At 56.1% G+C, this 25,529-nt stretch carries 26 protein-coding genes; 10 read left to right on the top strand and 16 right to left on the bottom strand.

The window, feature by feature from the left end:
* Positions 1–14 precede the first annotated feature (14 nt).
* Positions 15–929: a DMT family transporter gene (locus Q675_RS27060; protein ID WP_023008170.1), complete on the bottom strand. Its 915-nt coding sequence runs from the start codon at positions 927–929 to the stop codon at positions 15–17.
* A 122-nt stretch (positions 930–1,051) separates the two neighbouring features.
* On the opposite strand from Q675_RS27060, the gene Q675_RS27055 reads away from it, so the two are divergent.
* Together Q675_RS27055 and Q675_RS27050 are read left to right on the top strand one after the other, a co-directional pair.
* A complete protein-coding gene (locus Q675_RS27055) occupies positions 1,052–1,948 on the top strand; it encodes a LysR family transcriptional regulator (RefSeq protein WP_011784576.1) in 897 nt (298 codons plus the stop codon).
* Between the two features lie 140 nt (positions 1,949–2,088).
* Positions 2,089–2,715, top strand: a complete 627-nt coding sequence (locus tag Q675_RS27050; RefSeq protein ID WP_023011086.1) for an NAD(P)H-dependent oxidoreductase — start codon at positions 2,089–2,091, stop codon at positions 2,713–2,715.
* Between the two features lie 6 nt (positions 2,716–2,721).
* On the opposite strand, the gene Q675_RS27045 is transcribed toward Q675_RS27050, so the two are convergent.
* The 9 genes from Q675_RS27045 to Q675_RS27000 all read right to left on the bottom strand — a co-directional run bounded on the left by Q675_RS27045 (position 2,722) and on the right by Q675_RS27000 (position 10,770).
* Positions 2,722–3,528 (bottom strand): tetratricopeptide repeat protein, encoded by an 807-nt coding sequence (locus Q675_RS27045; RefSeq protein WP_023011085.1) that lies wholly within the window; start codon positions 3,526–3,528, stop codon positions 2,722–2,724.
* A gap of 115 nt (positions 3,529–3,643) precedes the next feature.
* Positions 3,644–4,297, bottom strand: a complete 654-nt coding sequence (locus Q675_RS27040; RefSeq protein ID WP_023011084.1) for a helix-turn-helix domain-containing protein — start codon at positions 4,295–4,297, stop codon at positions 3,644–3,646.
* 109 nt (positions 4,298–4,406) lie between these two features.
* Positions 4,407–4,868 (bottom strand): carboxymuconolactone decarboxylase family protein, encoded by a 462-nt coding sequence (locus tag Q675_RS27035; RefSeq protein WP_023011083.1) that lies wholly within the window; start codon positions 4,866–4,868, stop codon positions 4,407–4,409.
* A gap of 83 nt (positions 4,869–4,951) precedes the next feature.
* The gene (locus Q675_RS27030) at positions 4,952–5,254 is read right to left on the bottom strand and encodes a hypothetical protein (RefSeq protein ID WP_011784581.1); all 303 of its coding nucleotides are present in this window, start codon (positions 5,252–5,254) and stop codon (positions 4,952–4,954) included.
* 37 nt (positions 5,255–5,291) lie between these two features.
* A complete protein-coding gene (locus Q675_RS27025; RefSeq protein ID WP_023011082.1) occupies positions 5,292–5,900 on the bottom strand; it encodes a hypothetical protein in 609 nt (202 codons plus the stop codon).
* A gap of 4 nt (positions 5,901–5,904) precedes the next feature.
* The gene (locus Q675_RS27020; RefSeq protein ID WP_031211279.1) at positions 5,905–6,813 is read right to left on the bottom strand and encodes a glycosyltransferase; all 909 of its coding nucleotides are present in this window, start codon (positions 6,811–6,813) and stop codon (positions 5,905–5,907) included.
* A gap of 38 nt (positions 6,814–6,851) precedes the next feature.
* Positions 6,852–7,406: a hypothetical protein gene (locus Q675_RS27015; RefSeq protein WP_152525360.1), complete on the bottom strand. Its 555-nt coding sequence runs from the start codon at positions 7,404–7,406 to the stop codon at positions 6,852–6,854.
* A 496-nt stretch (positions 7,407–7,902) separates the two neighbouring features.
* Positions 7,903–8,601 (bottom strand): NrdJb, encoded by a 699-nt coding sequence (locus Q675_RS27005; protein WP_023008181.1) that lies wholly within the window; start codon positions 8,599–8,601, stop codon positions 7,903–7,905.
* 30 nt (positions 8,602–8,631) lie between these two features.
* On the bottom strand, positions 8,632–10,770 hold the full coding sequence (locus tag Q675_RS27000) for an adenosylcobalamin-dependent ribonucleoside-diphosphate reductase (protein WP_014421772.1): 2,139 nt from the start codon (positions 10,768–10,770) through the stop codon (positions 8,632–8,634).
* A gap of 286 nt (positions 10,771–11,056) precedes the next feature.
* Between Q675_RS27000 and Q675_RS38110 the strand changes: the two genes are divergently transcribed.
* Together Q675_RS38110 and Q675_RS26995 are read left to right on the top strand one after the other, a co-directional pair.
* Positions 11,057–11,263, top strand: a complete 207-nt coding sequence (locus Q675_RS38110) for a hypothetical protein (protein ID WP_147232538.1) — start codon at positions 11,057–11,059, stop codon at positions 11,261–11,263.
* 64 nt (positions 11,264–11,327) lie between these two features.
* Entirely contained in the window at positions 11,328–12,146 is an 819-nt protein-coding gene (locus Q675_RS26995; protein ID WP_023011077.1) for a DUF6160 family protein, read from the top strand.
* Positions 12,147–12,206: 60 nt separating this feature from the next.
* Here the strand turns inward: Q675_RS26995 and Q675_RS26990 are convergent, their stop codons facing one another.
* The 3 genes from Q675_RS26990 to Q675_RS26980 form a co-directional block, all read right to left on the bottom strand.
* A complete protein-coding gene (locus Q675_RS26990; protein WP_011784596.1) occupies positions 12,207–13,001 on the bottom strand; it encodes an ABC transporter ATP-binding protein in 795 nt (264 codons plus the stop codon).
* 9 nt (positions 13,002–13,010) lie between these two features.
* Positions 13,011–13,913 (bottom strand): ABC transporter permease, encoded by a 903-nt coding sequence (locus Q675_RS26985; RefSeq protein ID WP_014421769.1) that lies wholly within the window; start codon positions 13,911–13,913, stop codon positions 13,011–13,013.
* 66 nt (positions 13,914–13,979) lie between these two features.
* Positions 13,980–14,954 carry an ABC transporter substrate-binding protein gene (locus Q675_RS26980; protein ID WP_014421768.1) on the bottom strand — a complete coding sequence of 325 codons (975 nt, stop codon included), beginning with the start codon at positions 14,952–14,954 and terminating at the stop codon, positions 13,980–13,982.
* A 268-nt stretch (positions 14,955–15,222) separates the two neighbouring features.
* Between Q675_RS26980 and Q675_RS26975 the strand changes: the two genes are divergently transcribed.
* A complete protein-coding gene (locus Q675_RS26975; protein WP_023011076.1) occupies positions 15,223–16,890 on the top strand; it encodes an AMP-binding protein in 1,668 nt (555 codons plus the stop codon).
* An 84-nt stretch (positions 16,891–16,974) separates the two neighbouring features.
* Here Q675_RS26975 and Q675_RS26970 read toward each other — a convergent pair whose 3' ends face one another.
* Positions 16,975–18,663 (bottom strand): ABC transporter permease, encoded by a 1,689-nt coding sequence (locus tag Q675_RS26970; RefSeq protein ID WP_023011075.1) that lies wholly within the window; start codon positions 18,661–18,663, stop codon positions 16,975–16,977.
* A 150-nt stretch (positions 18,664–18,813) separates the two neighbouring features.
* The gene (locus Q675_RS26965; RefSeq protein WP_014421765.1) at positions 18,814–19,827 is read right to left on the bottom strand and encodes a Fe(3+) ABC transporter substrate-binding protein; all 1,014 of its coding nucleotides are present in this window, start codon (positions 19,825–19,827) and stop codon (positions 18,814–18,816) included.
* A 194-nt stretch (positions 19,828–20,021) separates the two neighbouring features.
* Here Q675_RS26965 and Q675_RS26960 point away from each other — a divergent pair, with 194 nt between their 5' ends.
* The 3 genes from Q675_RS26960 to Q675_RS26950 all read left to right on the top strand — a co-directional run bounded on the left by Q675_RS26960 (position 20,022) and on the right by Q675_RS26950 (position 22,444).
* Positions 20,022–20,300 carry a PilZ domain-containing protein gene (locus Q675_RS26960; protein ID WP_011784602.1) on the top strand — a complete coding sequence of 93 codons (279 nt, stop codon included), beginning with the start codon at positions 20,022–20,024 and terminating at the stop codon, positions 20,298–20,300.
* Between the two features lie 62 nt (positions 20,301–20,362).
* The gene (locus Q675_RS26955) at positions 20,363–20,959 is read left to right on the top strand and encodes a hypothetical protein (RefSeq protein ID WP_051995607.1); all 597 of its coding nucleotides are present in this window, start codon (positions 20,363–20,365) and stop codon (positions 20,957–20,959) included.
* 177 nt (positions 20,960–21,136) lie between these two features.
* Positions 21,137–22,444: an HD-GYP domain-containing protein gene (locus Q675_RS26950; protein WP_031211277.1), complete on the top strand. Its 1,308-nt coding sequence runs from the start codon at positions 21,137–21,139 to the stop codon at positions 22,442–22,444.
* Here Q675_RS26950 and Q675_RS26945 read toward each other — a convergent pair.
* Complete coding sequence (locus Q675_RS26945; RefSeq protein ID WP_023011071.1) at positions 22,434–23,549, bottom strand: hypothetical protein; 1,116 nt, start codon at positions 23,547–23,549, stop codon at positions 22,434–22,436. The two genes, Q675_RS26950 and Q675_RS26945, sit on opposite strands and share 11 nt — an antisense overlap.
* A 248-nt stretch (positions 23,550–23,797) precedes the next feature.
* On the opposite strand from Q675_RS26945, the gene Q675_RS26940 reads away from it, so the two are divergent.
* Together Q675_RS26940 and Q675_RS26935 are read left to right on the top strand one after the other, a co-directional pair.
* Positions 23,798–24,748, top strand: coding sequence for an ABC transporter ATP-binding protein (locus tag Q675_RS26940; protein WP_023011070.1), 951 nt, complete (start codon positions 23,798–23,800; stop codon positions 24,746–24,748).
* The gene (locus tag Q675_RS26935; protein WP_022992510.1) at positions 24,745–25,518 is read left to right on the top strand and encodes an ABC transporter permease; all 774 of its coding nucleotides are present in this window, start codon (positions 24,745–24,747) and stop codon (positions 25,516–25,518) included. Before Q675_RS26940 ends, Q675_RS26935 begins: the two co-directional genes overlap by 4 nt.
* Positions 25,519–25,529: the final 11 nt, after the last annotated feature.

Below are 25,529 nucleotides of genomic sequence, written 5' to 3'. Positions count from 1 at the left end.
GAAAAATGCTCCGTTCAGGATGGAGCAGGTGCCGCCGCATGGTTGCTGATTCGTAAGCCGAGAATCACCAGAAATACCCCAAGCCAGATGGCCGCAGAATACTGCTCCCTGAACCAGACGACGCCGATCAACAGCCCGAACACGGCGGCGACAGCGCCTAACTGACTGTAAAATACCGGGCCTGCGCGCCGTTGCAGTTCAAAGGCGACCAGATAGGTAAGGGCCGTGAGTAGCCCCTGCAGCATCAGAATGCCAATCAACTGAGGCGATGTGCCTGATGGAAGCAGTTCGGTGTTTGTCATAGCGGCGAACAGAGCCAGCGCCAGGGCAGACGCCAGCAGGGTACCGGCCGCAAGAATCATCGGTTTGGCTTTTGCTGGCCAGGCCACAGAGCGATATACGTTCCCCACAGACAACATCACAGGGATGGCCAGCCCAAGAACAAACAAGAGTGGACTGGCGTTGCTCATTTCAGCATGGCGTTGAACCACAATCCAGCCGCAGGCCATCACCGCGATGGACAACCCGGCGAGCTTGAGCCAGTTGCGGTTTTCCAGCCCCAGGCCCCACGCTAACAGGAAGGTAAAGATAGGCGGAAGGGCATACATAATTCCCGTGTAACCGGCCCCCAGCTTTGTCACCAGAAAGAAACCGATGGCGTTGGGCACGGCAATGCCGGTCAGGCCGCTGACCAGAAAATAGCGGGCGAATCTTGCTTGATGAATCGCCCGGCGCTCCCCCGTGCATAACAGCAGCACGACGCCCGCAATGAGTGTTTGCCAGAAGGCGTAGGCAACGGCCGGCAGGCCGAGAGACGTTGCGGCCTTGGCCAGCGCCAGCATTAGTGCAATCAGAAAGCCATTGATTAGCAGTAAACCCCAGAGTACGGCCTGGAGGGGAAGGCTGAATCTTGATGTGGTGGCAAGCATGGCTGGCACTCCGATGTGTGAAAAATGTCTGGTGACCACCAGTGTGCGCTTTCGGATTGATTTGATAATCAGTCTAATTCGAATAATACTCCTTCCAAATTGGAAATAATGAGGGGCGAGCCATGGCTACGGACAAACTGGTCGCAATGAACATCTTCAGGCGCGTGGCAGAACTGGGCAGTTTCACCCGGGCCGCCGACGACCTGGATATCACCGCAGCCACCGTTAGCAAACACATCGCGTTTCTGGAGAGAGATCTTGATACTCGCCTGATCAACCGTACCACCCGCCGCATGAGCCTGACGGATGCTGGTCTGGCTTTTCTGAAGCGTACCCAGGCATTGCTGGATGAACTTGAAGATGCCGAGCTGGAGGCTCGCGGATTTCAGGCGGAACCCCGTGGCCTTATCCGCCTGAACGTTCCCATGTCTTTTGGGCTTACCCACATTACCGGGGCCATCGACAGCTTTCTGGCCCGGTATCCGGAGATCGAGATCGATCTTCAGCTCAGTGACCGCATGGTGGACCTGGTGGAGCAGGGTGTGGACATGGCCATTCGCATTCGCAGCACTCTGGCAGATTCAAGCCTGCTGGCCAAACCGCTAAGACAGTCCCGGAATATTGTCTGTGCTGCGCCGGGCTATCTGGAGCATTCGCCCGCCATTCACACACCCGCCGACCTGGCCGCACAGAATTGCCTGATGTTCAATCTTCATGACCGGCCCCGGGTATGGGCATTGGGCGATAAAGAAGTCGTCGTGAGCGGCAATTACCGTACCGACAGCAGTCTGGCCATTCGGCAGAGCCTGCTCAACGGTGCAGGGGTGGGCTTGGTGCCGCGCTTCCTGGTACAACAGGACCTGGCCAATGGGGCGCTGGTGGCCTTACTTTCGGAATACCCACCCCAGACCTATACCGTGTTCGCGTTGTTTCCCCCGGGGCGAAAACAGCCCACCAAAGTGCGGTTGTTGCTGGAGCACATTGACCAACACCTCGGTGACAAGCCGTATTGGGAATGAGCGGTAACGATTACCCGATGACTGTGTTGGTACAACTATTTCCATATTGGAAAGAGTATTCTTCAGGATTCTCTGTTTTTTGATAGATAACCGCGCCCTAGAGTGGTCAGCAACACGTCACTGCTAAGGGAGTCTTCACCATGAATATCCACCAAGCCCTGGACTGGCGCTACGCCGTTCGCGAATTTTCACCGGAAAAGCTTGATACCCGTACTGTCGAAACTCTATTGGATGCGGCACGGAAAAGCGCCTCGTCATACGGTCTGCAGCCGTACAAGCTCCTAGTAGTGGAGAACAGGCCGGTGAGGCAGGCATTGCTGGCGCACTCATTCGGCCAGCAAAAGGTGCTGGAGTGCTCCCACCTGATCGTTTTCGCGGCCCAGACAGAGATTGGCGACCACACCGTTGATCGCTACGTAGACCAGTTCGTGAAGACCCGCGGTGTCCCGGCCAGCGACATTGCCGGGTATGTGGAACATATGAAACAGGCGCTTTCGGGCAAAACAGCGGCCGAGAAACAAGCCTGGGCTCATCAGCAAGCCTACATTGCCCTGGGCACCCTTCTGACCGCCGCCGCCACCATGCAGATCGACAGCTGCCCCATGACCGGCTTCGATCATAAAGCCTACGACGAAGTGCTGGGACTGCCGGAACTTGGCCTGGAGAGCACCGCCATCGTGGCGCTGGGGTACCGCAGTGTCTGGGACACCACGGCGCAGTTACCGAAGGTACGGTTTGATTATGAGGATATTGTTTTGAGTGTTTGAAGCGAATCAAAACGCCTGATTCAGCTTCCTGCGTGCCTCCGCTAACTGGCTCACCGCGAGCCCGTAGGGTTTCAACTCTACGGCTCGCTCCAGGTTATGCACGGCTTCCCGGTAACGCTTCTGGCCCAATAGAAATGAACCGTAATTGCCCCAGGCGTAGGCATAGTCCGGGTCCAGATCGATCATTTCCCGATACAGCCTATCCCGCTCCTCAAGGTTTTTAGTAGCCTTGGCCAACCGCATGCGCTCCTGAAGCAACAGCCGTTTCTGATACTTCTGGGATGCTCTGCTCTCGATTTCTTTGAAACCCTCTGCGGCGAATTTTTCGTCTTTGTGGTGTATCGCGATAACCGTCCGCAGGTACCAGGGGTAGAAGCTCTGTTCATCCAGTGAGTCTGCGGTATTCAAATGATCCCAGGCCGTACGCAGTTCGCCTTGAATAATGAGCACCATGGCCAACTGAACGTGTGCCATGGCCAGGTTCGGCCCATTACGAACTGCGCGTTCCGCCTGTTGCCTTGCGGTGCTGACGGCGCTTCCTTCGTAGGCCCGGCGATCGTGTCGTTGCCCAACCCTGTAGCCGCTCACCAGAGTCAGGCGGGATTGGGCAACCGCCACCCACGGCTCGTCGCCATCCAACACATTGGCGCGCTGAATCAGGTAACTCGCTTCATTGCGTTGATCAAGATCGAGAGGGTCACGCTCAATCAAGAAATACGCCTGCTTGGCCATTTCGACGGCGGTGGCGGCTTGAGTCAGAGCGGAGAAAAAGGTGAGGACGATTAGCGCGCAGGCGCTTTTGATTCCCTTCATAAGAGACAACTCCAAGTTTGCTGATCTGCACTGGTCGGGGGCTGCATATGAACCTGGTAACAGGCTACGAAAAATGAGTAGGGGGATTCCAGTCCTCATGCCTCATTTCCAGTGATTACACCTTGCCCGGCGTGATGCGAGCAATCGTACGGAACTCCCGGGTCATATGAGCCTGGTCACTGAAGCCGAACTGATGAGCAATTTCAGCCAGGTTAACCTGGCCATGCTCACGAATGTAATTGATGGCCCGTTTCACCCGAAGAATGCGCTGGTACTGTTTGGGCGTCATTTCCATCCAGTGTTTGAAAAGGCGTTCCACATGGCGCTGACTGACTTCCAGGTGTTGCGTGAGCGAGCCCGGTTCCGCATCGTCTCTTATACAGTCCAGAGCCTGCTGCAGCGCGCCCGGAATGAGCCGGGTGAGCCGGAAGTTGTTCTCAGCCCAGCTTTGCATCGTGCTCACGCGGCTTACGTTGTTGCAACAGGTTTTGAGGCGGGAAAAGAGCGGAATGAGACCGGGCAATTGCCTCGGGTCGCGGGTCAGTACCATGGGCCGGCCAAAGTGCTGGCGGATCAGGCCATAGCCGATGGCAGGCTGAAAGCGAATCCCCGCGAGCTCTGATCCCGGCGCCAGTGATACCTGGGCGGCCACCTTCTCTACCGGTAAAACTACCACCCCTTCAGGAATGGCTATATCCCCGATTCGTACTTCCCCCGCAAGACTGAACCAGATGCTGCTGCACGCCTCAGAATGCAGCAGCTTTACCACAGGTTCCGCTACCGATTCTGAGACAGCCGCAGACCAAAGCCCCTGAACAAAGGCCGACAGTGGTCCCGATGGGCACGACAACTGAAAGTCGAACGCAGGTTTGCGAAGGCTACTTTGGTTTATAACTGCCTACCTCTGGCTTGAAGGTTTTGACGATCCGGTTCCAGCTGTTAATAGCGTTCACCGCGATGGTTACATCAACCAGCCCTTTTTCGCCAAGGGCCGTTGCCGCTTTGTCATAGCAGTGGTCATCCACCGGCTTGCCTAGGGTAAGATGCTCCGCCCACTCAAGAGCCGCGCGCTCTGTGGCTGAGTACATCGGCATATCCCGCCAAGCGCTCAAGCCAATCAAACGCTCCACTGTTTCGCCCTGGGCCAGGGCGTCCTTGCTGTGCATATCCACGCAAAAGGCGCACTGGTTAATCTGCGAAACCCGTAGCTTCAGCAGATCCCACAACGCCGTGCTCAGGATGCTGGAGTCGCTGAACTGCTCTTTCAGATAGGCTTCCTGATTCAATAGGATCTGCATGGCTTTGGGTGCTAGGCCGATATAGTTCGCGCGTGCAGTCATCGTTCATGTTCTCCAATAGTGTTGGAGTTTCACAATAATGACTACGGGCGAGCGGGTATTGAAGATTTTCGACACAACGCCACTCACTGGCGTTTGATACACAGCTTGACGTACAGGCAGTAGCTTGCAAACAACAGAATCGGCGCTGCGTACCAGAGATAGGACATTTCACCCGCGCCAGAGCGGTAGAGACCAATAACAACCACCGCACTGATCAGACAGCTTGCAGGCGCTGCATACAGGGCCGAGTTGAGTACCGAGAAATCGAACGGAGTGGGGCGGTGGGTGTTACCCACGGCGCTGAAACCGAATACACCCAGCAGAAACAGCATGTAGGCCAGAAGCACCTGGCCGATTGTGCCGGTAATTACCCATCCGAGAGTCATTGAAAGTCCTTTTTATCCACTGATTACGCAGGGCAGTCTATAACGTGCTAATGGCCCTGTGGAGGTTCTGTTTTGCTTGATCTTCGTATCTTTCGTTAAACAGCTCAAGGTTGTAAATGCTGCCACTACTCAGAAAGGACCGAAGCAGCTCCTTTCGCTTCTTGCGGTAGATAAACCCGGGCACCAGCCTGTACTCATTGCGCACGTTACGCTCAAACTGATCGTACACCTCAGGCGGGGCGCCCAGAATGGCAAGGTCGATATCCACAATCAGATGCTCGTCCGGCGTCTTCACGTTGCCATTGTGCAGAGTGGCCATGATGAGGTTGTGCACGCGCTCGATGCCTGCCTTACCGTAACTGTGAGCAGTCAGGAACGCCTGTGCCCAGTTTGCGCTGTCCAGCTCGTTAGTCTTCGACAGGGGCTTGTAGACGGCATCGTGGAACCAGATGGCCAGCTCCAGCTCTTCCGGTTTTTCAGCGATTTCCTTTACGCCGTCAAGGTGGGTAAGCATGGCATCAATGTGATCGACGGTATGGTAGAACCGGTGCTTCTCTGAGTAGGCGGCATGGAGTGCGTGATAACACTCTTCTGAAAGCGGGAGCCCCAGAGCGCTCATCAGGGTTTGCCATCGTGTTTGGTTCATTGCTCTAGCCACCTTTGCCCGGAAAGATCACCCGATAAACGGCGCGCCATACCACGGAATCCAGCGGAGCATACCGCAACGCCTGAGCAACCGCGCCCCAGGGCGTCGCCGAGTCTCCTGCTGATGCAAAATGACGGGCTTTCCGGCAGTAGAAGCGGGCCAGACCCCAGCGGATGTCACTGGGTTGGAGTGTACTTCCGTATTCCCCTATAAAATCACGAATGATCGCTTCGTTGGCGGCAAATCGGCGTTTCTTATCGCTGGAAATCTGGTCTGCCATCACCCGGTAATAGCCCCAATACTCGGGCACATACAGGAAGGTGAAACGGGCTGAAAAACGCAGCCAGATGTCGTAATCGTCGGCAACGCCGTAGCGGCCCGAAAACCCGCCCATGGCATCGAAGCATTTCCGCCGCGCCATTACCGTGTTGATGCTCACGCTGTTGTCCACCAACATCTGGCGAGCAATCCGGCCCGAGTATCGGCGCATATTCTTGCGGGACAACTCCCGGCCCTGTTCATCGATCATGATTTCATCACTGTGAAGGACATCCACCTCCGGGTGAGCCTGCATCAGCGCCACTTGCCGTTCCAGCTTTTCAGGCACCCACAGGTCATCGGAATCCAGAAAACACAGTAATTCGCCCCGGGCATATTGAAGCGCCAGGTTGCGGGCAATGCTCTGGCCCTGGTTTTCCTGAAAGTGGTAGTGGATGCGGTCATCATCCAGGTAACCGGCCAGCTTCTCACGGGTGCTATCCCGGGAGCCATCATCAACGATGATGAGCTCCCAGTGGGGATAGGATTGGGCCAACACAGACTCGACCGCTTGCGTGATGGTGCGCTCACGGTTGAAGGTGGGGGTGATAATGCTGACCAGAGGGGCTGACGCAGGCACGGTGTTCCTTTCCAAAGATTGTTCCCTTTCCGGTGAATAAAGGGCGGTTCAGATCACTGGACCCTTTCAAAAACCTGATTGAAATCGACCACCAGTTCCGAGGGTTCACTGCTCATCGCGTCCGTATAGTAAGCCCTGTAGAGCACATCACCCACCGGATAAACGTTCATGCCCGGCTCAGATGCCAAATCACAACTTTCGGGAACCTGGGGATTGTACCGGTCATCAATGTAGGGAAAGCTCAGCACCTCGTATACGCCTTGTACCAGCACTCTTTCACGAGTTTCGCCGAAACACTGAAGTACAATTTCGGGTCCGTCCTCGTAGGACAGAGGCGTCTCGCACATCTCATCGACGTAAACGGATCGAGAAACCGCAATAGCGTTCTCTGTAATGTCGAGTCGTTCTACCCACCAAACGGGCAAGAATTCGGCGTCGCCAAATATTGATGCTGTGATCACGTCATCAATTGGGGAGCAGGCCCTGATCCAGCTTCCTACCTCAGGAGCGATTGTTTCGGCGGCAACATCTGGCTGGTCATTATCTGAATTGCTTGATTTACAAGCCGCCAAAAACAAGACACAACCAACAACAAGAATTTCCTTCATAACGTCCCTATTAAAACTGATCAAAGCGTGCGCTGACTGCATCAGACATTTAATGTCTTCAGTTGCTGTTAGTTGGGGACGCAGCGGAAAACCCATTGGAGCCTGAACGCGAGGTGAGTCACAGGGCTACCAGCCCCACCAGCTCCATAGTTTGGCTATACCACGCCAAACGGACCCGAGAATGGATGGAAACAATTGCGGGAGCAGTATGGCCAACACAGCAAAGACAATAATACAGGCGATAAGGTAACCACTACTGAGAAAGGAATCCCAGTAAATGGCTAACTCCAAATTGACCCAGAGCCAAATGAGGGCTGCTGTTGGGATAGAGAAAAACAACGATGCCAATAAGCTGATTAGCCGTGATTCAATCGGCCCACCTTGGCCTTGATTCCTTGCCATGATCTATGAACATTCCTTGTGTGTGCTGCCTTTAAACAGCAAGGCCCGGAAGCTTCCACAACCAGGCCTTGTCGTTAATCAGCGGTCAATCACCTCAACCGCATTTGCTGTCGCCGCAGGACAGGCAGGTAGCGCATCCGTCCATCACAATCACCGCTTTGGTGCTGCATTTGCCGCACATGGTGGCGTTGGCGGGGTAGTCGCTGCCGCTGTCGTCGTTGGTGGCCTTGTTCTGGCTGGCCTCAAACTCTGCGCGCTTTTCAGCGAGGATGCGCTTGGTGGTCTCGCTCAGCTCGTCGCTTTCCAGCAGGCCGATGGCCTTCAGGTGCTTCTCGATCACGGCGCCAATTTCGGCTACGAGTGAAGGCATGAACACGCCGCCTTTCTTGAAGTAACCGCCGTTGGGGTCGTACACGCTGCGCAGCTCTTCCACCAGGAAGGTGACGTCACCACCTTTGCGGAACACCGCTGAGATAACGCGGGTGAGGGCGATAACCCACTGGAAGTGCTCCATGGATTTGGAGTTGATGAACACTTCATATGGCTGCCGGCTTTCGTGGTCTGTGTCTTCGTTCAGCAGGATGTCATTGATGGTAATGTACATCGCGTGCTCGGCCACCGGCGGCTTGATCTTGTAGGTGGTGCCCAGGAGGAAATCCGGGCGTTCGATGTTCTCGTTCATCTCCACCGGTTTGGTGTCGGCTTTCACCGGCGCCTGATGCTCACCCGTGGTCTCGGCGTCGGCTTTCTTTACCCGGTAGCCGACGATCTTGTTGCTGATTTTCACTGTCATGTTCGTAATTCCTGTCTGTCGGTTCCCGGATTAATACTTGCCGTAAGTGCCTTCTTTCAGCGCGTCGAAGAGGTTGGCGGCAGTGTGAATTTCGCCGTCGTACTCTACCTGTTCGTTGCCGCGCAGGGTCACTTTGCTGCCGTCGTCCAGGGTGAACTCATACATTGTGTTCTCAAGGTCTTTCTCTTTAACAAGTACGCCCTGGAACGCTTCCGGGTTGAAGCGGAAGGTGGTGCAGCCTTTCAGACCCTTGTCGTAGGCGTACAGGTAGATGTCCTTGAAATCCTGGTACGGGAATTCTGTAGGAACGTTGGCGGTTTTGGAAATGGAGGAATCTACCCATTTCTGTGCCGCAGCCTGGATGTCGACGTGTTGCGTGGGCGTTACGTCGTCGGAGGTAGTGAAGTAGCTGGGCAGCTTCTTGTCTTCTTCATCGGAGAACGGCATGGCGCCCGGGTTCACCAGGTGGCGGTAGGCCAGCAGTTCGAAGCTGAATACGTCTACCTTCTCTTTGGTTTTACGGCCTTCACGAATGATGTTCCGGGCGTAGTGGTGAGAGAAGCTCGGTTCAATGCCGTTACTGGCGTTGTTGGCCAGGGACAGGCTGATGGTGCCGGTCGGGGCAATGGAGGTGTGGTGGGTGAAGCGGCCACCTTTCTCGGCCAGTTTGGCTACCAGCTCCGGCTCTACTTCGGCAATACGGCCCATGTAGGCACTGTACTTGGCGTGCAGTACCTTGCCTTTGACCTTGTCGCCCACCTTGATGCCGTCTTCGGCCAGTTTCGGGCACTTGGTCATCATTTTCGGCGTTACTTCAAACTCGTCGTCCATGATTGGCGCCGGGCCTTTCTCTTCGGCCAGGGCCAGGGACTGGCGCCAGCCTTCTACCGCCATTTCACGAACCACTTCTTCGGTAAACTTCACGGACTCGTCAGAGCCGTAAGGCATGCGCAGCATGGCGAGGGTGGAGCCCAGGCCCAGAATGCCCATACCGTGGCGACGCTTGTAGGTGATCTCGTGGCGCTGTTCGCCCAGGGGCAGGCCGTTGATTTCGACTACGTTGTCCAGCATGCGGGTGAAGGTGCCAACCACTTTGCGGTACTTCTCGTAGTTGAAGCTGGCTTTCTCGGTGAACGGGTACTCAACGAACTTGGTGAGGTTCACGGAACCCAGCAGGCAGCTGCCGTACGGGGGCAGGGGCTGCTCGCCACAGGGGTTGGTGGCTCGGATGTCTTCGCAGAACCAGTTGTTGTTCATCTGGTTGACCTTGTCGATCAGGATGAAACCTGGCTCGGCGTAGTCGTAGGTGCTGGTCATGATGGTGTCCCAGATGAACTGGGCTTTCACCGTTTTGTAGATGCGGCAGGCGACCTTGCCTTCGTTGTTCACCACGTAGCCTTCCTGTACCGGGAAGTCACGGTAGACGAACTGGCTGGCGTCGGTCAGGTCCAGGCCTTCGTCGTCGGCTTCTTTCTGGGTAACCGGGAAGGACAGGTGCCAGTCGTCTCCGTTGCGCACGGCTTCGATGAAGTCTTCGGTGATCAGCAGGGACAGGTTGAACTGGCGCAGGCGGCCGTCTTCCCGCTTGGCCTGGATGAATTCGATCACGTCCGGGTGGTGTACGTCGAAGGTGGCCATCTGGGCACCGCGGCGGCCACCAGCGGAAGACACGGTGAAGCACATGCGGTCGAAGATATCCATGAACGACAGCGGGCCGGAGGTGGTGGCACCAGCGCCGGCGACATAGGCACCGCGTGGGCGCAGGGTCGAGAATTCGTAACCGATACCACAGCCAGCCTTGAGGGTGAGGCCCGCTTCGTGGTTTTTCTCCAGGATATCGTTCATGGAATCCTGGATGGTGCCGGATACGGTACAGTTAATGGTGGAGGTGGCCGGCTTGTGGGCTTCGGCACCGGCGTTGGAAGTAATGCGGCCGGCGGGGATGGCGCCGTTCTGCAGGGCCCACAGGAATTCCTTCATATATTTGTCGCGTACATTCTTTTTCTCAACCTCGGCCAGGGCCTTGGCCACTCGCTCGTAGGTTGCGTTGATGTCTTTGTCGACAGGCTCGCCGGTCTTGGTCTTGAGCTGGTACTTGCTGCTCCAGATATCTAGCGAAGCTTCCTGCATGGGAATCGTTGTGATCACTGCCTGTGCCTTAGCGTTCATTGCCACCCTCGGTTTTCAGTATGTCTCTTTTTGAAGACGCCGTCCTCAGCGCCTTACCCCTGTGTGTTTCTGGTACTTCATGGGTTATCGGGCCAGCAGAATCACTATATATGGTGTCCGTGCCTGGCCGGGAAGACTGCCTTCCATAACCGGAATTCTGTGTTGATCACTGCAGCCAGCCTTGTGTCTGCTGGCATTTCTACTGCTTGACAATCAGTAGGTGTTGGCGTAGCTGACCCTATATATGGGCTTATTTTTTGGGAAGTATAACAGGATATAGTGTTCTGTGAATAAGAGAGCAACTATTGATTGGCGCCTGTGGGCAAAGAAAATCAATGGAAAAGTTCTTGAATCTGCGGGAAGCCGCGCCATTAACGGATTCTCCGCATGTCACTACATCTTGTGGTTAAAAAGTGTGCGTCTGAAAAGTTCTGGAATGCAGGTTTTTGTGACTTCTGCACGTATCCAAAAACGACGTGTCGGTAGAGTATGACAGTGGCGTCGTAATACTGCAGTGGCCCACAGGAAGTGATAACGACTATAAAAGGAAAAGAACAATGAAAGGCCTGAAACCTACCGTTCTTGCGCTGTGTATTGCCGGGGCGCCCCCTGCGGCCCTGGCGTTTCAACCGTTGGATGAAACCACGATGGGAAACATCACCGGCCAGGCGGGTGTGACCATTGAGCTGGAGACCAAACTGAACATTGATCGGTTTATCTACACCGATGAAGGTTCGCTTGAGATCAACAACATCTTTGTGGGCGGTACCAACCGTAGCGATCTGTTCCCGGAGTTGGGTGTTAACCTGATGGGCGGTGCCGCCCAGGAAACCGATTTGCTGGATAACATTCGTATTGAAATCGATGTGCTCAGTGACGGTGATGCCATCATCAACGTGCTACCGCAGATGTTCGGTGCGGTGGATGTGCGGGTCTCGACTGACCAATGGAACTTAGTCGGCACTACGGACTCCACGACCATCCTCGATAATTTCACTGCCGATATCCTGATGGGCGGTGCCAACATCGAGATTGATGCCGATACCGACGTGATGAACCTGCGCGCCGATATCGCCATTGATAACATGGAGTTTGACGCACCGTTCCTGGCGGTGGGTATCCGGGATTTGCGCCTGACCGGTGATACCTATGATCCGGTTCGCAACAAAAACATTCCGGACCTGTTCGCCAAGGTGGACCTCGATATCTACAAGGGCTCTAACAGCCTGGGTGTCGACAGCCTTGCGGTCGATATGGATTCGTTCCGCGCTGACATGACCATTGGCGGTGTGCTGGTGGGTGGTACGTCCATTGGCAGCATCTTTATGGACGACCTGGCCATTACCAATACCCAGATGGTGATCTACGGCCACTAAAATGGCTAAGTAGAAACAAAAACGGGGCCGCGTGGGCCCCGTTTTTGTCTGTCGGGTGTTTCAACCCAACAACAGACTGTCGTCGTCCACCTCCAGGCCGCGCTGTTTCTCGAACAGGCCCAGCAGGTCTTTCACTTCCAGTCCGTCCCGGTCCTTACCGGCAATATCGAATACCACCTGGCCCTGGTGCAGCATCACCGTACGGCTGCCGACTTCCAGTGCCTGTTTCATGCTGTGGGTGACCATCAGGGCGGTGAGCTTCTGCTCCTCGATGATCTGCTGGGTGAGTTCCAGCACGAAGTTTGCGGTTTTCGGGTCCAGAGCTGCGGTGTGCTCATCCAGCAGCAGAATGCTGGAGGGCGTGAGGCTGGCCATCAGCAGGCTGACAGCCTGGCGTTGGCCGCCGGAAAGCAGGCCCATTTTGTCGCCCAGGCGGTTTTCCAGGCCCAGTTTCAGGGTGGCAAGGCTTTCCCGGAACTGGCCCAGATACTGTTTTTTCACCGCGCTGGTCAGGCCCCGGCTTTGGCCGCGTTTGATGGCCAGCGCCAGGTTTTCTTCAATGGACAGGTTTTCGCAGGTGCCGGCCAAGGGGTCCTGGAACACCCGGGCAACCCGCGCCGCCCGTTTATGGGTGGGCAGCCGGGTAACGTCCAGGTTGTCGACGATAATCTGGCCGCTGTCCACCATGACTTCGCCGGCGAGGGCGTTCAGGAAGGTGGATTTTCCGGCGCCGTTGCTGCCGATGACCGTCACGAATTCGCCCTGGTTTACCGTCAGGCTCATGCCCCGAAGGGCCGGGTTTTCCAGCGGGGTGCCTTTGCCAAAGGTAAGCCGCAGATCGGTTGCGCTGATCATAGTGCCTCCTCAGGCCTTTTTGCTGGTGAAACGACTGGCGATCTTGGTGCGAACGCCAGGCAGTACGATGGCCAGGGTAACCAGAACCGCGGTAATCAGATTCAGATCCTGTGCCTGCAGGCCGAGGACATCGGCATTCAGGGCAAAGGCAATGGCCAGTCGGTAGATGATGGCGCCCACCACACACGCCAGCAGGGCGCGTACCACGGTGGAGGGGGTAATGACGGCTTCACCGCCAATCAGTGAGGCGAGGCCGATCACGATTACGCCTACACCCATGGTGACGTCTGCTGCGCCCTGGCTCTGGGCAAACAGAGCACCGGCCAGACCCACCAGGCCGTTGGACAGAGCAACTCCGAGTATGATCATGCCGCCGGTCGCAATGCCCTGGGCGCGAGCCATGCGGGCGTTGGCGCCAGTGGCGCGCATGGCCAGGCCAGTCTCGGATTTCATGAAACGCCACAACAGAATCAGGGACACAATAGCGACCAGGGTAAACAGCAACACCGGCACCTGATGGAAAGCCAGACCCAGGTCGTACCAGGGAGTCAGTACGGTTTCTTCTGTGAGTAAGGCCACGTTCGGCCGGCCCATGATGCGCAGGTTCACGGAGTAGAGCGCAATCATGGTAAGGATGGAGGCCAGCAGGTTCAGAATGTTGAGTTTGACATTCAGGATGGCGGTTACGGCACCGGCGGCCATGCCGGCCAGTACCGCACAGCCAGTTGCCAGCCAGGGATTCCAGCCTTCAATAATCAACATGGCGGCAACGGCGGCGCCCAGGGGGAAGCTGCCATCCACCGTCAGGTCGGGGAAGTCGAGAACACGGAAAGAGAGATAGATACCAAAGGCAACCAGGCCGTAGATCAGGCCGGTTTCGAGAGCACCGTAGAATGCGATTTCACTGAGCATGGGTAGTTTTTCACCGTGAAAGAAAACGGGCGGGCCCTTTTGGGGTCCGCCCGTGTTGGTCAGGCGTTATTTGTCGTTTTTGACGACTTTGACGGCTTCCTGGATGAGGTCTTCGGGCAGAGTGACGCCCATGCGCTCGGCGGCCTCGGGGTTCACGTACAGATCCAGTTCTTCCATGGTTTCAACCGGCATGTCGGCTGTGCCGGCACCTTCCAGTACGCGTGCGACCATGGCGCCAGTCTGGCGGCCGTGGTTGTAATAGTTGAAGCCCAAAGCGGCTACCGCGCCACGCTCAACGGTGGCAGTGTCGGCAGCAAACACCGGGATCTTGGCCCGTTCGCCAACGGAAATAACCGCTTCGGCGGCACTGATCACGGTGTTATCGGTGGTCAGGTAGATGGCGTCGGCCTTGCCTACCAGGGAGCGGGCTGCGCCCAGCACTTCAGAAGTCTTGGTGGCCGCACCTTTAACCAGCTCCAGACCGCGGGCCTGCAGGCGTTCTTCCAGCAGTTCAATCAGCGCGGCGGCGTTGGCTTCGCCAGGGTTGTAAACGGTACCGATGCGCTTGGCGTCGGGCATTGCACGCTGCAGCATGTCCAGGTGCTTCTCGATGGGCAGCATATCGCTTACCCCGGTGATGTTGGCACCAGGGGCTTCCCAGCTTTGTACCAGTTTGGCGGCAACCGGATCGGTCACGGCAGAGAAGACCACGGGCACGTTACGCGCTGCAGCGGCAACGGTTTGTGCAGACGGTGTGGCAATGGCCACGATTACATCCGGATTTTCACCCACAAACTTGCGGGCAATCTGGGAGGCAATGGCTGAGTTGCCCTGGGCACTTTCGTGCATCAGGCGCAGGTTTTCGCCTTCGCGGTAGCCGCGCTCGGCCAGTTCGTCCTTAACGCCCTCATGGACGGCATCCAGTGCCGGGTGTTCAACAATCTGTGTGATGGCAACAACACGGGGGTCGTCCGCCTGAACCAGGCTTGCTGCGGCCAGCAGCGAGGCGCCGATCAGGGTGCGCAGGGATTTCTTGGCCATATGCCCATCTCCGAGTCAGTTACTGTTTTTTCCCGTGAAACCGGGGGCAAAAATTCAAGGTGCGCAAGTTTAACACAGCCATGCGACAATCGGTGTAGGGGAAGACGCAGTTTGTTGCGACGATCGTTTGAGTGGTTGCAGATGCAAATTATTTTGCACGGATCACGTTTTGACGGGCTCTGGTGTGTTGAAATAGGCTACTAAAGTCTAATAATACGAGAACGCGACAAAGCGAATCCGAAACTATAACGACAAATCAGGAAGGTCCATGGACACAACGAAAAAGCTCCCCCTGGATATGGTCTACCACTGGGAGGCCACCAGCCCTAATTCCCTTTATATGACGCAGCCCATTGGCGACGGTAAGGTGGTTGAGTACACCTGGGGCCGCGCTGTAGATGAGGCACGCCGGATGGCGGCTTACCTGAAATCACTGAACCTGCCGGAGAAAAGCCGGATTGGCCTGATTTCCAAGAACTGTGCCCAGTGGGTGATGACAGACTGGGCCATCTGGATGGCCGGGCACATTTCCGTGCCGCTGTATCCCACCCTGAACGCCGATACCGTGAACTACATCCTCAACCACGCTGAGTGCGATGTGTTGTTCGTGGGTAAACTGGATGACTGGGACGGCATGAAATCCGGTGTGCCGGAATCGGTTCGCTGCATTTCCTATCCGCTGAGCCCGCCCAACGATTTCGAGACCTGGGACGACATTGTTGCCAAGTACCCGCCGCTGGAAGGCAAAACCAGGCGTGATCCGGAAGAGCTGGCCACCATCGTGTATACCTCTGGCAGTACCGGTCGACCGAAAGGCGTTATGCTCAGCTTCAATAACATGGCGTTCGCCGCTGCTGGCGGTATCGAGACTCTGGGTGTCGGGCCGGGTGAGCGCATGTTGTCCTACCTGCCGCTGGCTCATGTGTTTGAGCGCACCTTTGTGGAGCTGGGCTCTTTGTATTCCGGCTTCCAGCTTTATTTTGCAGAGTCTCTGGACACCTTCGTTCAGGATCTTCAGCGGGCACGGCCAACGCTCTTCCTTTCGGTTCCGCGCCTGTGGGTGAAGTTCCAGCATGGTGTTTTGCAGAAAGTGCCCAAGCAGAAGCTGGATCGCCTGCTGAAGATTCCGGTAGTGAACAAGCTGATCAAGAAGAAGGTGCTGAAAGGCCTGGGCCTGGACAAGGTGAAACTGGCCGGTTCCGGTTCCGCGCCATTGTCCAACGATGTTTTGGACTGGTACCGCAATCTCGGCCTGGAACTGCTGGAAGGTTATGGCATGTCCGAGAATTTTGCCTACTCTCACATGAACAAACCGGGCCGTACCCGCACCGGTTATGTCGGCGAAGCCCTGCCGGGCGTTGAAGTGAAGATCAGCGAGCAGGGCGAGGTGCTGGTGAAGAGCCCGGCCACCATGATGGGTTATTACAAGGACGAGGAGAAAACCGCTGAAGCTTTCACCGAGGATGGCTTCCTGCGTACCGGTGACAAGGGCGAGATTGACGAGATGGGCCGCCTCAAGCTGACCGGCCGCATCAAGGAGATCTTCAAGACCAGCAAGGGCAAGTACATTGCGCCGGCGCCGATCGAGAACCGCCTGATGTCTCACGATGCCATCGAAATGGTGTGTGTGTCGGGTGCCAACCAGACCCAGCCCCACGCGTTGGTGGTTCTGGGTGAGGAGATTCGCCCGAAAGCTGCTGACGAGAGCTTCCGCAAGGAGTTGGAAGAAAGCTTCAGGCAGCTGATTCAGGACGTAAACAAAACTGTAGATCCCCACGAACAGCTGGCTTTCATTACGGTGGTCAGCGATGAGTGGTCCATCGAGAACAGCTTCCTGACGCCGACGCTCAAGCTTAAGCGTAACGTGGTGGAAGATGCCTATCAGGCGAAAGTGGACAGCTGGTACGCCAAGAAGCAGCCGGTTATCTGGCAGTAAAGGCGACTGCTTACAAGGTAAGTGCAAGAAGGCCCGGCAAGCTGCCGGGCCTTCTTGTTTCTGGCGTTCCGATATTTCTGGCGGTCAGGCCATGGTTCTGGAATTGGAGATGGATCGGTTCATCAGAATGATGGGGATGATACCGGCGACCACAATAATCAGGGCGGGAAGGGCGCTGTGATAGAGCTGTTCGTCTGAGGCAAACTGGTACACGTAGGTGGCCAGGGTCTCGTAATTAAAGGGCCGAAGAATCAGGGTGGCCGGCAGTTCCTTCATGCAGTCGACAAACACTACCAGGGCAGCGGTGACCAGGGTTCCACGCAGCATCGGGAGGTGTACGTTGATCAGGGTTTTGCCCGGAGTGTGGCCCAGGGAGCGGGAGGCCATGTCCATGCTGGGGGTGATTTTCTGGAGGGCGCTCTCCACACTGCCGGCAGACACCGCCAGAAAACGCACGGTGTAGGCAAAAATCAGGGCAAAGGCCGTTCCACTCAGCAGCAGGCCGGTGCTCACGCCAAGATAATCCCGCATCAGGGAATCCAGCCAGTTGTCGAAGCCGGCCAGCGGTACGATGACGCCCACGGCCAGCACTGCGCCGGGCATGGCGTAACCGAGACTGGAAAGCCGCATCAGGATTTGCATGCCACGGGTGTTGTGCAGACGGCGGCTATAGGCCAGCGTAACGCCGATGATCAGGGTGGTGAGCGCTGCTGCGCTGGACAGGAACAGGCTGTTAAACGCGTTCTGAATAAAATCCGGGTTCCAGCTGACATCAAAGTATTCCCAGGCGTAATAGCCCAGGGTGGCTCCGGGGATTATGAAGCCAAATACCAGTGGCACGGCGCAGACGACGACACAGATCATCTGGCGCGGGAAAGACATGGTGAAGCGGTGAATCGGGTCACGGTTGTCGCGGGCCGCGTATTGTTGCTGGCGGCGCCGTGAATAACGTTCCAGGGTTACCAGGATCACCACGAAAATGAGCATGGTGGTCGCGATCTGGGCCGCGCCGCCCAGGTTACCCAGGTTCATCCAGGTATCGAACAGGCCGCGGGTGAGGGTTTGCACAGCAAAGAAATCGACGGTACCGAAATCGTTCAGGGTTTCCATCAGCACCAGAGAAAGGCCCACGGCAATGGCTGGCCGGGCAATGGGCAGAACTACCCGAAAGAAAGTGCTCAGTGCCGAATGACCCAGGCTGCGGCTGACGGCAAACAGTGAGGGTGATTGTTCAAGAAAGGCAGCTCGCCCCAGCAGGTACACATAGGGGTAGAGTACCAGGCCGATCATCAGGATGGCGCCTTCCAGGCTGCGGATTTCCGGAAACCAGTAATCGCTGGCGTTCTGCCAGCCAAACCACTCACGCAGGCCTCGCTGCACGGGACCGGCGTAATCCAGCAGGCTGGTGTAGACATAGGCAATCACGTAGGCCGGTACGGCAAAAGGTAGCAGCAGAGCCCATTCAAAGAATTTCCGGCCCGGGAACTCGCACATGGTCACGGCCCAGGCGGTGGCCAGTCCGATCAACAGGGTTAGCGCGCCCACACCGATCATCAACTTGATGGTGGTGGTCAGGTAGCGGGGCAGGGTGGTTTCAATCAGATGAGGCCAGATGTTCTCGTCCGGGAACAGGGCCAGGAAGATCACCGACAGCACTGGAAGCGCGACAATAGCGGTGGTAAGGACGGCGCTGATCAGCCACCGTTTTGAGGTGCGTTTTGCCAGTAGCGGTTGCGAGAGCCCCGGGTTTGCACTGGAAACGACCTCGGTCATGGTGATCCTGTTAGCGTAGTGGTGATGAGAAGTGTTGCGATTTTAGATAGTGCGTTGCTTCCCTGCAATGACTGCGGTCATGTTTGTGGCCAACAAAAAAGGGTGCCCTGGACAGGACACCCTTCGGTTTACCGGTTGGTGTGAGGCTGATCAGCCGTCATAGTCAACGCGGTCAACCAGCTTCACAGCCGCTTCGCGGTTGTTGGCGATTTCCTGCAGTGACAGATCGTCCGGGTTGATCTCACCCCACTCGGCTACCAGGCCAGAAGGCTTCACTTCCGGGTTCGCCGGGTACTCGGTGTTGGCTTCCGCGTAGATGCGCTGGGCTTCCGGTGAGGACAGGAATTCCATCAGCTTGATGGCATTGTCCTTGTTCGGCGCGCTCTTGGTGAGGGAAATGCCACTGATGTTCACGTGAGTGCCACGACCTTCGGCATTCGGGAATACCAGGTTAACCTGTTCGGCGATCGGGCGCTGGTTTTCGTCCATCAGCATGTTGCCGTAGTAGTAGCTGTTGCCAATGGAAATGTCGCAGACGCCTTCAGCGATGGCTTTGATCTGGTCGCGATCGCCACCCTGGGGTTTGCGTGCCAGGTTTTCCTTGACGCCTTGCAGCCACTCTTCGGTCTTTTCTTCACCGTGGTGGGCGATCATGGAGGAGATCAGGGCGATGTTGTACGGGTGCTTGCCGCTGCGGGTACAGATGCGGCCTTCCCACTTGTCATCAGCCAGTTGCTCGTATGTGGTGATCTCACCCTCTTCAACGCGATCTTTGGATGCGAAGATCAGGCGACCACGAGTGGTCAGGGCGTACCACTTACCTTCCGGGTGGCGCAGGTTCTCCGGAATGTTCTCCTGCAGCGTGTCGGTCTCAACGCCGGCAACGAGGTCTTTCTCAACCAGTTCGTTGATCCGTGAAATGTCGACCGTCATCACCACGTCTGCCGGGCTGTTGCGGCCTTCACGCTCAAGGCGCTCGGCCAGACCCTGCTTGGCAAAGACAACGTTCGCTTCAATGCCTGTTTCTTCGGTGAAGGCGTTGAGCAGCGGTTCCAGCAGGTAAGCCTGACGGTAGGAGTAGATATTGACCTCGCCGTCGGCAGAGGCGGACAGCGGCATGGCGGCCAGAGCGATGGCGGCAGTTGCGGCAAGTTTCATTCGCATAATGTTGATCCTTTCTGTCGCGTTGCTAAAAGGTGAGCGTTCACCTGTAAGTGAATGTTACAGGCAGTTAAAAACGACAACTATTCTCATTGCTAACCGCGAATGAGTCAATAACCCTTCGGGGATATTTTTCAGAAAATAGTGTTATGCTTCATAACACTATAAGAACGCAGCAAATGGCAGGGTTTCCGAGCATGGTCGGTAGTGATCGCAGAGAGCATAGCCGCACGGCAATGAGTGCAAAAGTGAAGTTGGTCCATGAGCAGCTGGGAGAATTCGTTTTCTCTACCCGTGACATCTCAGATGGCGGTGTGTTCATTGTGTTGGGGGAACAGGTGTTTGAGCCCTCCATAGGCGATTGCGTGACCGTTCAGGTGCAGGGGCTTCCTGTGCCGGCCCCCATTCTGGATATGGTGGTGGTGCGCCGCACTATTGATGGCTTTGGGTTGCAGTTTGCCGATACTGCCGAATAGTTGGCGGAAGTGGATTCCATGATGGCGATAATGGACGCAGTTAAAAGAAAAGGTCTTGCCTGATGAGTTCACCCACTTACCTGAGATTGATGGCCTCGGTGCTTGCTGTGCCGGTGGTAATGCTGTCGGGCTGTGTCAGCTACTATACCCACTATGCGATGTTCCCTGCGGAGAACTCTGCGGGTGAAACCCGGCAGGTGCGAGTGAACTGGCAAAGCGCGGAATATCCAGAGTGGTGGCCAGGCAATAATCAGGCTACCACCATGAAACTGGAAACCCAGTGCAGTGAACGGGTCTGGCGTATTGCCGACAGCAGCCATGACAGTGCTGGTGATTGTGGTGATGGCATTCGTGCTTGTGGCGATCCGTCGCTGGACGTTCTGGCGGCAACGGGTGCGCCGGCCACAGAGCAGGCTGCCTGTTTAACGGTGAAAATGCCTCAAGGGAAAGGCCGCGTTGCCGATGTCGGCAGCCGCTTTGAGCTTCTGGTTTCCTGCCAGCCAGCAAAGCCCAACCTGATAAAGGATGGCGAAGAGGTGAATGTAGATTACATCCGCCCGTCTGCTGTCGCTTATACGGTCTACGCGAGAAAGGTGCCCCGGGGCTCTTTGAATGCCCGTCTGCCGGATTTCGACGAGACACAATGTCTGGAAGATTGAAGTCTGTCTGCTTTTCCCTGTGAGTTTGGTCACACTGATACATTTCGTTGCCGAGTGAAAATCTGAGTTACGACTTGTTGCGGTTTGGTGACGCTTGGCTACCAAATCGTAATGGAGTCTTGCCGCTAACGTGGCAAACTGGGGACAGTCAAAGAATCCCTGTTCCCGAGGTGTCTAGTGGGCGTTCGTCAGAAAAAAATAGCGGCACATGATCTTGAGATCGGCATGTTCGTGTCTGATCTTGATCGCCCCTGGCATCAAACACCGTTTCCCATCCAGGGCTTTTACCTCCGTTCCGAAAACGATCTGAAAGCCGTTGTCTCCCACTGTAAGTGGGTGATGGTCGATGTGGCGGAAACCCGCGAGGAAATCACCCTCGGGCCAGACAAGGTTCGCCCCTTTGCCCGACGTTCTAACACCCGTGCGGGTGGTCGTGAGGAAATGCAACTGGCGCCACTGAGTATTCGTGAACCGGTTGTTTACAAGAATGATGTCCCCCTTCGTAAAGAACTCAAAGCATCCCGCAAGCTCCTGAACGATGCGGAATTGGCATTAAGCCGTATGTTCGAGACCGTTCAGGACGATCAGGTGCCGGATCTGCGCCCGGCTGCGGACGTCACCCGCCGCATGGTAGAGAGCGTCGTTCGCCAGCCGAACGCGCTTTTGTGGCTGAGCCGCACCCGCCAGTATGATGATTTTGTGTATCGGCATGCCCTGAATACCGCAGTATGGGCTCTGGTGTGTGGCCGGCAGCTAGGATTGAACGAAGGGCTCCTGAACCATCTCGGGGTAGGGTGTCTTTTGTCGCAGGTGGGTAAGACCGCATTGCCTAAAGAGATGCTGGCCCGAGAGCACCGTCTATCCACTGAAGAATACGCGACTTATCGCACCTATGTGGAACGTGGTTGTCAGATGCTGGAAGGCGCGGGTCTCTCCAGAGCCGTTATGAGCGTGGTTCAGGGGCACCGCGAGCGGCACAATGGTTCCGGCTTTCCACAGGGAATTCGTGGCGACCGTATCCCGCTGCTGGCAAAAGTTGCAGGTATTGCAGAATTCTTTGAGTCTTTGATTGCGCCCAGGGATGATCAGGATCCCATGACACCGGCAAAAGCGGTATCGCTGTTGTACGATATGCGCAATATCGAATTTCAGGAAGATCTTGTTGAGGCTTTTATCCAGGGTGTGGGCGTGTATCCGACCGGTACTCTGGTGGAGCTTTCTGATGGCCAGCGTGGCATTGTGGTATCCCACTCACCGGGAAGGAGGCTGTGGCCCAGCGTGATGGTCATGCAGGACGCCGAGCATCGGCCGCTGAAATCCGCAAAGATTGTTGATCTGGCCCGGCACAATGAGTCCCGAGGCGCCTCGGAGTTACTGACCGTGCGCGAGTGTTTGCCTCACGGCACCGAGGGCCTGGACCCGGCTGGCTACGATGTAACCGGTGTCGAGTCCCGTTGGTCCCTGGGTAAACTGATTAATCGATAAGTACGCGTATCTGCTTGCGCACCCAGCGATAGGTGCCCTCCGGCCGGAAGTTCACCAGAATTTCTGATTCACCGCCTGTGGGGCCGTCGACCACGTACTCCACTTCTGCCTCTTGCCAGCTTTCGGCGTTAACATAAACGTCGGTTGGGCGTGTGCTTTGGGCCTGCAGCTGGGCCAGTTGAGCGTCCCCCCTGATCTTTTTGACTTTCACGGACTTGATGCTGGTGTCGCCGGCGGCGTGTGTGGCGTCTTCCGGTGACAGGTAGTACTGCCTTGATAACTTCCGGGTTATAGCGGCGAGCTCTCTGCGAAGGTAATTGCGGGCCTGTTCGTTGTCGAATTCATCCATGTTGCGCACAGACTGGAGAATTCGTTCCCGGAGCGCCTCCAGATCTTCCTTGTAGTCGATATCAGGATCCAGCTCACCATCTACAGGGCGGTCATCGGCGTTGTCGATTTCCTCCTGGGTTGGCGGCTCACCGCACAGTGGGTCGTCTTTCGGGTGGAAGCAGATCTCCGCCAGGATCTGGTTGGCCGGCGAATTCTCGGCGGTAAACTCGCCGATGCTGACATTGAAATCTATGGTGTTCGGCAGGTTAGGATCATCAAGCGCCTGGTTGAGCTGGTTGATGACTCGCTCGCGGATGTCGATGCCCTCGTCGTCGTCTACGTTCTCGGTCCAGTTCAGGGCCAGAAGGAAGCGGGACAGGTTCATCAGTGTGTTGTTCTCAAACAATAGCTGTTCACGGACCTGGTGGCTGTTCAGTCCTTCATCGTCAACGGCCGGGGTTTGCAGGGCCGCGCGGGTGTCTGCCTGAAATTCCAGGAAGGTCACGTATTCCCTTGCCGGAATCCCTTCTGCGATAGGGAGATTGCCTACTTTGACCGAGAGTGTCTCGCCGGGGTAATAGCGGAACTCGCCACGGGTGTTGGTCTTTCCGGACTGACTGGCAGTCTGGTAGGTCAGCCCACCAACGCCCTGGAAATGAATTCGCCCGGTGCGGGTATCGTCGGATCCGGAGCTGCTGCCACTATCGAAGCAGCCGGTCAGGGCGATGGCTGCAGAGAGTGGCAGAATAAAGCGGGTGAGGTGAACGAGTTTCATGGCGTTTCGTACAATCCCTTCGCGTTGACCTGGAGCATCCGGTGGCCGGTGTCCGATTTGTAAGTTGTTGTAACCGCATTATAGGGATGGCACTTCGGCTATATCGGGAATCCTGTCGCAGTTTGAGGGTTTGGGGCACCTGGCTTTAATTGGCTTCGTCCCTTGAATTTTCCGGCGTTGCCTCAATCAAATAGCTCTCTATCTTTTTAGCTCCTCTGGAGCCCGGTTTCTGAACAACGGTGGGGTGTATGACCTACGCACTGGACATTGAAGGGCTGACCAAGAACTACAGCGATGGTTTTCAGGCCCTCAAAGGCATTGATCTGCACGTTCGGGAAGGCGATTTTTTCGCCTTGCTGGGCCCAAACGGGGCCGGCAAGTCGACCACTCTTGGGATTGTTTCCTCTCTGGTAAACAAGTCGGGCGGCAAGGTCAGAGTGTTCGGCCATGATATCGATACAGACCTCTCAAGCGCCAAGCTCTCCCTGGGTGTGGTTCCACAGGAATTCAATTTTAACCAGTTCGAGAAGGTGGAAGATATCGTCACCACGCAGGCTGGTTATTACGGCATACCCCTGAAAACCGCACGGGTGTCTGCGGAAAAGTATCTGAAGAAGCTCGGGCTCTGGGACAAGCGCAACACACCGGCCAGGATGTTGTCGGGTGGTATGAAACGCCGCCTGATGATCGCCCGGGCACTGGTACATGAGCCCAGATTGCTGATTCTTGATGAGCCGACGGCCGGTGTGGATATCGAGTTGCGCCGTTCCATGTGGCAATTCCTGGAAGAGATGAACCGCCAGGGCACCACTATCATTCTGACCACCCACTATCTGGAGGAGGCGGAAGCGCTTTGCCGCAACATTGCCATTATTGATCACGGGGAAATCATCAGGCACACCAGCAAGCGGGAACTGCTGCAACAGCTCAGTGTAGAAACCTTTGTACTGGATACCGAGCAGCCGTTAGAGAAGGCCCCTGAACTGAGTGGGTTCAACGCCAGCCTGGATGACGATGGTGCGCTTGAAGTGGAAGTTGCCAAGGGACAGGGTTTGAACGCTCTGTTTATCGAACTGGAGAATCTTGGTATTCGGGTGCTGAGCATGCGAACCAAGGCCAACCGGCTGGAAGAGCTGTTCGTTCGCATGGTTGAGGAGAACGCCCGGGAGGCAGAGAAAGCCAGCGAGGTGACAGCATGACACCGCAAGCACTGTGGACAGCCTTTACAACCATCGTTACCCGCGAGGTTCGGCGCTTTACCCGGATCTGGCCGCAGACGCTGTTGCCGCCGGCCGTCACGATGACGCTGTATTTTATTATTTTTGGCAACCTGATTGGTTCCCGCATCGGTGAAATGGGCGGCTACGACTATATGCAGTTCATTGTGCCGGGCCTGATTATGATGGCGGTGATCACCAATTCCTACTCCAATGTGGTGTCGTCCTTTTTCTCTATGAAGTTCCAGCGCAGTATTGAGGAATTGCTCGTGTCGCCGGTGCCGAACTGGACCATCCTGGCGGGCTATGTGGCCGGGGGCATGGCCAGGGGGCTGAGTATTGGCCTGATCGTGACATTGCTGTCGCTGGCATTCACCCAGTTGAGTATTCATAACCTGCTGATGGTGATCATCACGGTGATTCTCACGTCGGCGCTGTTCTCTCTGGGTGGCTTCATCAACGCCATGCTGGCGACCAAGTTTGATGACATTTCCATTGTCCCGACCTTTGTGCTGACGCCGCTGACTTACCTTGGGGGTGTGTTCTACAGCATCGACATGCTGCCGTCGTTCTGGCAGGGCGTGTCCATGGCGAATCCGATCCTGTATATGGTTAACGGTTTTCGCTTCGGCATACTGGGTGTTTCGGACGTTAATCCGTTCGTGTCTCTTGGTATGATTCTGGTTTTCATCGTCTTGCTGGCGGCGGTTGCCTTGCGCATGCTTGCCCGTGGCAAGGGCATTCGACACTGATTTAATTCCGG

Source organism: Marinobacter sp. EN3 (assembly GCF_000475315.1).
GTDB lineage: Bacteria > Pseudomonadota > Gammaproteobacteria > Pseudomonadales > Oleiphilaceae > Marinobacter > Marinobacter nauticus.
The sequence above is the reverse complement of the archived record's forward strand: the minus strand, read 5'-3'. Positions and strand labels throughout refer to the sequence as shown.

Excerpts from the sequence above, each read along its gene's own strand:
- Q675_RS26970 (WP_023011075.1), bottom strand. The coding sequence starts at position 18,663 with ATGACCGAGGTCGTTTCCAGTGCAAACCCGGGGCTCTCGCAACCGCTA.
- Q675_RS26990 (WP_011784596.1), bottom strand. The coding sequence starts at position 13,001 with ATGATCAGCGCAACCGATCTGCGGCTTACCTTTGGCAAAGGCACCCCG.
- Q675_RS27055 (WP_011784576.1), top strand. The coding sequence starts at position 1,052 with ATGGCTACGGACAAACTGGTCGCAATGAACATCTTCAGGCGCGTGGCA.
- Q675_RS26985 (WP_014421769.1), bottom strand. The coding sequence starts at position 13,913 with ATGCTCAGTGAAATCGCATTCTACGGTGCTCTCGAAACCGGCCTGATC.
- Q675_RS26955 (WP_051995607.1), top strand. The coding sequence starts at position 20,363 with ATGAGTTCACCCACTTACCTGAGATTGATGGCCTCGGTGCTTGCTGTG.
- Q675_RS26960 (WP_011784602.1), top strand. The coding sequence starts at position 20,022 with ATGGTCGGTAGTGATCGCAGAGAGCATAGCCGCACGGCAATGAGTGCA.
- Q675_RS27005 (WP_023008181.1), bottom strand. The coding sequence starts at position 8,601 with ATGACAGTGAAAATCAGCAACAAGATCGTCGGCTACCGGGTAAAGAAA.
- Q675_RS27030 (WP_011784581.1), bottom strand. The coding sequence starts at position 5,254 with ATGACTCTCGGATGGGTAATTACCGGCACAATCGGCCAGGTGCTTCTG.
- Q675_RS26945 (WP_023011071.1), bottom strand. The coding sequence starts at position 23,549 with ATGAAACTCGTTCACCTCACCCGCTTTATTCTGCCACTCTCTGCAGCC.
- Q675_RS27015 (WP_152525360.1), bottom strand. The coding sequence starts at position 7,406 with ATGAAGGAAATTCTTGTTGTTGGTTGTGTCTTGTTTTTGGCGGCTTGT.
- Q675_RS26940 (WP_023011070.1), top strand. The coding sequence starts at position 23,798 with ATGACCTACGCACTGGACATTGAAGGGCTGACCAAGAACTACAGCGAT.
- Q675_RS27025 (WP_023011082.1), bottom strand. The coding sequence starts at position 5,900 with ATGAACCAAACACGATGGCAAACCCTGATGAGCGCTCTGGGGCTCCCG.
- Q675_RS27050 (WP_023011086.1), top strand. The coding sequence starts at position 2,089 with ATGAATATCCACCAAGCCCTGGACTGGCGCTACGCCGTTCGCGAATTT.
- Q675_RS27000 (WP_014421772.1), bottom strand. The coding sequence starts at position 10,770 with ATGAACGCTAAGGCACAGGCAGTGATCACAACGATTCCCATGCAGGAA.
- Q675_RS27035 (WP_023011083.1), bottom strand. The coding sequence starts at position 4,868 with ATGACTGCACGCGCGAACTATATCGGCCTAGCACCCAAAGCCATGCAG.
- Q675_RS27060 (WP_023008170.1), bottom strand. The coding sequence starts at position 929 with ATGCTTGCCACCACATCAAGATTCAGCCTTCCCCTCCAGGCCGTACTC.
- Q675_RS27045 (WP_023011085.1), bottom strand. The coding sequence starts at position 3,528 with ATGAAGGGAATCAAAAGCGCCTGCGCGCTAATCGTCCTCACCTTTTTC.
- Q675_RS26965 (WP_014421765.1), bottom strand. The coding sequence starts at position 19,827 with ATGCGAATGAAACTTGCCGCAACTGCCGCCATCGCTCTGGCCGCCATG.
- Q675_RS26935 (WP_022992510.1), top strand. The coding sequence starts at position 24,745 with ATGACACCGCAAGCACTGTGGACAGCCTTTACAACCATCGTTACCCGC.
- Q675_RS26995 (WP_023011077.1), top strand. The coding sequence starts at position 11,328 with ATGAAAGGCCTGAAACCTACCGTTCTTGCGCTGTGTATTGCCGGGGCG.
- Q675_RS26980 (WP_014421768.1), bottom strand. The coding sequence starts at position 14,954 with ATGGCCAAGAAATCCCTGCGCACCCTGATCGGCGCCTCGCTGCTGGCC.
- Q675_RS26975 (WP_023011076.1), top strand. The coding sequence starts at position 15,223 with ATGGACACAACGAAAAAGCTCCCCCTGGATATGGTCTACCACTGGGAG.